This window comes from Acidovorax sp. GW821-FHT09B03, from assembly GCF_059418305.1.
Genome location: NZ_JBWKPP010000025.1, coordinates 78,885 through 84,884 on the forward strand (window position 1 = coordinate 78,885; position 6,000 = coordinate 84,884).

The following is a 6,000-nucleotide window of genomic DNA, read 5'->3' on the forward strand; positions in this document are numbered from 1 at the left end:
TTGGAAAGTGGAGCACGGCCGAAGTTGGCCGTTCGTGTTGCCAGATGCAAAGGCGCATCCGGCGGGCACAGGACGCAGGCGTCCCCATGGAGAGTCGTTGGCCCATCGGCCGGCGCACTCCGTGCGGACGCCTTTTTGTTTTTCCATTTTTGCGCAGCAAGCCACGGTACAGAGCAGCGCTGCGGGCAGGCCGGCCCCGCCGCCCCTGCCTGCCAACGCCCTATTCCACGCGAGACATCCATGCTTCAATTTCGGGACTTCCTCAAATCCGGCCACGCCCCCACGCTGTGGTCCGCGTTCCTCTACTTCGCCTTTTCGTGCGCCGTGTGGGTCATCAACGGTGCGATGGCGCCGTTCATCACCGAGAGCCTGAAACTCACCCCCACGCAGATGGGGATCATGCTGTCCATCCCGATCTTCGCAGGCGCGCTGATGCGCTTCCCGCTGGGCATACTGGCCCAGTACATCGGGCGCAAGAACGCCACGCTGGTGGAGATGGCCGGCATCTTCATCGCCATGGGCTTCGGCTACCTGTTCGTCAACGACTACAACGACCTGCTGGCCATGGGCGTGCTGCTGGGCGTGGCGGGGGCCAGCTTCGGCGTGGCGCTGTCGCTGGGCTCGGGGTCCTTCCCGCCGCGCTACAAGGGCCTGGCCATGGGCATCGTGGGCGCCGGCAATGTGGGCACGGCCGTGTCCGCCCTGCTGGCCCCGGTGCTGGCGCAGAAGTTCGGCTGGCAGTCGGTCTACGGCTTTGCCGCCGTGGGCGTGGCCCTGCCCGCCATCGTGATGGCCGTCTACGCCAAGGAGCCACCCGACCGGGCGCCCCACGCCTCCTTCCGCGAGCACATCGCCTGCCTGTTCGAGAAGGACGGCTGGGCCTTCAGCCTGATCTACGCGGTCACCTTCGGCGGCTTCATCGGCCTCATCGCCTTCATGCCCACCTACTTCTACGACCAGTTCGGCGTGAGCAAGGTGCAGGCCGGCCAGCTGACCATGATGGCCGCCTTCCTGGGCGCCGCGCTGCGCGTGCTCGGCGGCTGGCTGTCGGACCTGTGGGGCGGCGTGAACACGCTCACCGGCGTGCTGGCCATCACCACCGTCAGCCTGGTGCTGTGCGGCCTGGCCGAGAAGTCCCTGCCGGTCACCATGCTGCTGTTCCTGGTCTGCTTTGCCGCACTGGGCGCGGGCAACGGCGCACTGTTCCAGCTGGTGCCGCTGCGCTGGCCCCTGTCCACCGCCGTGGCCGGCTCGATGATCGGCGAGATCGGCGCCCTGGGCGGCGGCCTGATCCCCAATGCCATGGGCCTGTCGCGCCAGTACAGCGGCACCTACCTCTGGGGCTTCGTCTCCATCGCCGTCTGCGCCGCGGCCATGCTGGTGCTGCTGCGCGTGATGCAGATCCGCTGGACACGCACGTGGGCAGAGAAAGGGGGCCGCGCGCGCAGCGCGTGACCGGCGTAGCCGGTAAGCGCGTCAGCGCTTGCCCCATTTCCAGCGAAAGAGAGGTGGCGCGCAGCGCCTGAGTTGGCGCGAGCCAACCAACGCGCAGCGTTGCCCTCGCTGCAGCTAAAAGGGCGGTCGTGCGCGTAGGCCGCCCGACCTGCCAAGGCTTGCCCCCTACCTCGGCAAGAACAACACCCAATACACCAGCAGCAGATTCACCAGCACGCTCACCGCCAGCGCGATCTTCCAGATCGCCGTGGCATCGCGTTGCATCAGCGGTGCCAGCGGTGCGTGTGCATGCAGGGGCCGCGAGGCGCCCCGCTCCAGCGCCAGCAGCAGTTCCTCGGCCGTCTCGAAGCGCTGGGCGCGCTGGCGCGCCACGGCCTTCAAGGCAATCTGGTCCAGCCAGATCGGCACCTCGGGGTTGTGGCGGCTGGGGGCCACGGGATCGCGGTGGTAGCGCCCGATCTGGTAGGGCACCACCTCGCCATAGGGCAGGCGGCCGTGGCTGAGCAACTGGTACAGGGTCACCCCCAGCGCGAACAGATCGCTGCCGGCATCGGGCAACTGCCCCGTCTCGCCGTCGGCAGCGCGCTCGTAGCCGGGCCATTGCTCGGGATTCATGTAGCTCGGCGTGCCGGCATGCAGCTGGCGCGTGGCCTCGGGTTCACGGCCGCTCAGCGCCACGCCCAGGTCGAGTACGCGCAGCACGCCATCGTCCCCCAGGTGCAGGTTGTCGGGCTTGATGTCACGGTGCACCACGCCCTGGCGGTGCAGCAGGCCCAGCACGCGCACGGCCTGGGTGACCACGCCCACCGTGCGCGCCACGCCAAAGGGCTGGCGCCGGCGCAGCTGCTGGCCCAGGGTTTCGCCGCGGTGCCAGTCGTAGAGCAGGTAAAAGAAGCTGCTGCTGGCACCCGAGGATGCGGCAGGCCAGTCGTTCAGGCAGGCCAGGTGGGCCGCAGCGCTGCCCGACTGCATGCGCCGCGCCACCCAGGCCTCGTGTGCCAGCGTGGCGCGCTCCTCGGCATCGTGGGCACGCTGCGGGTTCAGGGTCTTGAGGGCGTACAGGCGCTGGGTGCCGGGGTCGCGCACCTGGTAGATGCGGTGGATGCCGCTGTCGGCCACCAGCGCCGTGACCACCAGGCCATCGACCGCGTCGCCCACCTTGAGCAGGGGCAGCACCGGCAGTTCCTGCGCGCGCCGCGACTCGTCCTGCAAGGTGGCCTCGAGCACGCCGCGCACCTGCACCGCCATCGCGGTCACGTTGTCGCTGCTGCCCCGGCGCAAGGCGGTGCGCACCAGTTCTTCGCACAGCGCCTGCGGCGCCGGGCCCTGGCGCATCAGGCTGCGCAGTTCACGCTCGGGCAGGCTGCCATGCACGCCGTCGGACAGCAGCAAAAATAGGTCACCGGTCTGCAGCTCCCCCTGGCTGTAGTCCACCACCACATGGTCGTCGAGCCCCAGGGCGCGCGTGAGCTGGTGGGCCAGGTCGCGCTGCGCGATCACGTGGTCGGCCGTGAGCTGCTGCAGCCGCCCGTCGCGCAGCAGGTAGGCGCGCGTATCGCCCACGTGGGCCACGGTGAAGGACTGGCCGCGCAGCACCAGGGCCGTGAGCGTGGTCAGGCCCACGGCGGGCTGGCGCCGCCGGTTCATGGCCGCCAGCCAGGCGTTGTGGGCGCAGAGGATGCGGTCCAGGGCCACCGTGGTGTCCCAGGTCTCGGGCGTGGCGAAGTAGTCGGACAGCAGCGTGCGCACCGTGGTCTGCGCCGCTTCGCGCCCATTGCCCCCGGCGCTCACGCCATCGGCCAGGGCCGCGATCGCGCCGCGCGCATGGTCACGCCCACGGCCCTCGACCAGGGCGGCGAAATCCTCGTTGCCGTCCTTGCGGCCGGCCTGCGAAACGCAGCCGAAATCCAGTTCAAAGCTCATGCACCACGGGCAAGCATCTTTCATGCCCAAGCTGGTGCAAACCAGGCCTGCCCATGCACTCCCGCAAGGCGATACCGCTTTCCATCCCCATTATGGTGCGGTGCAGCATGGTGCAACGGGCACCGCCCTGGGGCCGCCCCCACGAACGCGCCCACCGGCAGGCGTGCCCCGGATCGGGGCGCCGCGTTGGCACACGCATTGCTTATTCGACAGCACGGCCCGCAAGGGCCCCGCGGGCCCCCGGTGCAATGGCGCACCCCGGCCGGCAAGGACGAAGGCGTCCCCACATGCGGTGTCGAGCGATTTTCTCGATGCAGCATGGTGTGGGCGCCTTTTTTGTTTTGTGTTTCGACAAGTGCTGTGGGGGGCTGCGATGAAAAAATCCAGGCTGGTGATGGTGGGCAATGGCATGGCCGGCGTGCGCACCCTGGAAGAGCTGCTCAAGATCGCCCCGGACCTCTACGACATCACGGTGTTCGGTGCCGAGCCACACCCCAACTACAACCGCATCCTGCTGTCGCCCGTGCTGGCGGGCGAGCAGACCATCGACGAGATCATCCTCAACGACTGGTCCTGGTACGAAGACCACCAGATCACGCTGCACACCGGCTTCACCGTGACGGACGTGGACCGCGTGCGCCGCGTGGTGCATGCCACCAGCGCGACCGGCGAGACCATCAGCACCGAGTACGACCGCCTGATCCTGGCCACGGGCTCCAACCCCTTCATCCTGCCCGTGCCGGGCAAGGACCTCGAGGGCGTGCTCGCCTACCGCGACATCGCCGACACCGAGGCCATGATCGCCGCCGCGGCCACCTACCGGCATGCGGTGGTCATCGGCGGAGGCCTGCTGGGGCTGGAGGTGGCCAACGGCCTCGTCAAGCGCGGCATGCAGGTGAGCGTGGTGCATGTGGGTAACACGCTCATGGAGCGCCAGCTCGACGAGGTGGCGGGCGGCATGCTGCAGCAGTCGCTGCAGGAGCGCGGCATGCAGTTCCTGCTCAACGCCCAGACCGCGGAACTGGTGGGCGGCCCCGCGGGCCGCGTGACCGCCGTGAAGTTCAAGGACGGCAGCGAAGTGCCGGCCGACCTGGTGGTGATGGCCGTGGGCATCCGCCCGAACACGGCGCTGGCCGAGAAGATGCGCCTGCATGTGAACCGGGGCATCGTGGTCAGCGACACGCTGCAGACCATCACCGACGCACGCATCTACGCCGTGGGCGAGTGCGCCGCGCACCGCGGCATCGCCTACGGCCTGGTGGCCCCGCTGTTCGAGCAGGGCAAGGTGCTGGCCAACCACCTGGCCGAGATGGGCATCGACCGCTATCAGGGCTCGCTCACCTCCACCAAGCTCAAGGTGACGGGCATCGACCTGTTCAGCGCCGGCGATTTCCAGGGTGGCGAGGGCACCGAGGAGATCGTCATGAGCGACCCGGTGACCGGCTCGTACAAGAAGCTCGTGATCAAGGACGACAAGCTCGTGGGCGCCTGCCTCTACGGCGACACGGTGGACGGCAGCTGGTACTTCGAGCTGCTGCGCGAAGGCCGCACGGTGGACGAGATCCGCGACCAGCTGATGTTCGGCCCGGCCGCCACCGAATGAATGAACCTGTTTCAGCAGCAGCAGCCATGACCACCAGAAAGGACACGCCCATGACCACCACGACCTTGTCGCCCGCCCTGCAGCGCAGGGCCTTGCTGCTGAAGGCCGGTGCCGCCGCAGGCGCCGCCACCGTGGCCGGCACCCTGGCCCTGGTGGCGGCCCGGCCGGCCCACGCCCAGGTGGCCAACCTCAACGATGCCATCAACAAGGCCGGACGCCAGCGCATGCTGAGCCAGCGCATGGGCAAGGCCTGGCTGGCCCTGGCCCACAAGGTGCAGGAGCCGGCCGCGCGCCAGGTGCTGGAGCAGTCCGTGGCCCTGTTCGAGCGCCAGCTCGCCGAGCTCAAGTCGTACGCGCCCAATGCCGGCATCCGCGATACCTACGGCCAGCTCGACGCCGCCTGGGCCACGCACAAGGCCACGCTGCTCGGCGGCACGCCCGCCCTGGCCGGCGCCACCGCGATGCTGCAGGCCGACGCCAAGGTGCTGGCCCTGGCCCACCAGGGCACGGTGCAGTACGAGTCGGCCTCGGGCAAGCCCGTGGGCCACCTGGTCAACGTGGCCGGCCGCCAGCGCATGCTGAGCCAGCGCATGGCCAAGTTCTACCTGGCCGCGCAGCTGCCGGTGGATGCGGCTGTGGCCGCAGCCGAGATTGCCAAGGCGCGCACGGAGTTCGTCGCAGCGACCGAGGTGCTGCGCAAGGCGCCTGAGGCGAATGACCGGATCCGGCAGGAGTTGCTGCTGGCCGACGGGCAGTGGGTGTTCTTTGATGCGGCCTTGCAGCGGATGCAGGCGGGTGGGGTGGCTGGCAGCACGGCGCGGCAGGTGTCGGAGGTGTTTGTGGCGAGTGAGAATTTGCTGTCGAGCATGGATCGGGTGACGGGGCTTTATGCGGCTCTGGCAGGTTGAGGTCGCTGTGCCTGGTTGCTTCATTTGCTTTGCCGAGGGCGGAGGCCGGGATGTGCGCCCGGCGGCGCACCTTCTTTCTTTTGCGTCGCCAAAAGAAAGAAGGCAAAGAAA

The 6,000-nt window shown here is 68.8% G+C and carries 3 protein-coding genes and 1 pseudogene; 3 read left to right on the top strand and 1 reads right to left on the bottom strand.

Annotation, left to right across the window (positions count from 1 at the left end; translation table 11 throughout):
• Positions 1-240 precede the first annotated feature (240 nt).
• Positions 241-1,455, top strand: a complete 1,215-nt coding sequence (locus AC07PA_RS29680; RefSeq protein ID WP_494609612.1) for an MFS transporter — start codon at positions 241-243, stop codon at positions 1,453-1,455.
• Positions 1,456-1,620: 165 nt separating this feature from the next.
• On the opposite strand, the gene AC07PA_RS29685 is transcribed toward AC07PA_RS29680, so the two are convergent.
• Positions 1,621-3,378, bottom strand: a complete 1,758-nt coding sequence (locus AC07PA_RS29685) for a bifunctional protein-serine/threonine kinase/phosphatase (RefSeq protein WP_494609611.1) — start codon at positions 3,376-3,378, stop codon at positions 1,621-1,623.
• A gap of 373 nt (positions 3,379-3,751) precedes the next feature.
• Between AC07PA_RS29685 and AC07PA_RS29690 the strand changes: the two are divergent.
• Positions 3,752-4,963 (top strand): annotated as a pseudogene (locus AC07PA_RS29690) (NAD(P)/FAD-dependent oxidoreductase); the annotation flags it as partial.
• 68 nt (positions 4,964-5,031) lie between these two features.
• The gene (locus AC07PA_RS29695) at positions 5,032-5,889 is read left to right on the top strand and encodes a type IV pili methyl-accepting chemotaxis transducer N-terminal domain-containing protein (protein ID WP_494609610.1); all 858 of its coding nucleotides are present in this window, start codon (positions 5,032-5,034) and stop codon (positions 5,887-5,889) included.
• Positions 5,890-6,000: the final 111 nt, after the last annotated feature.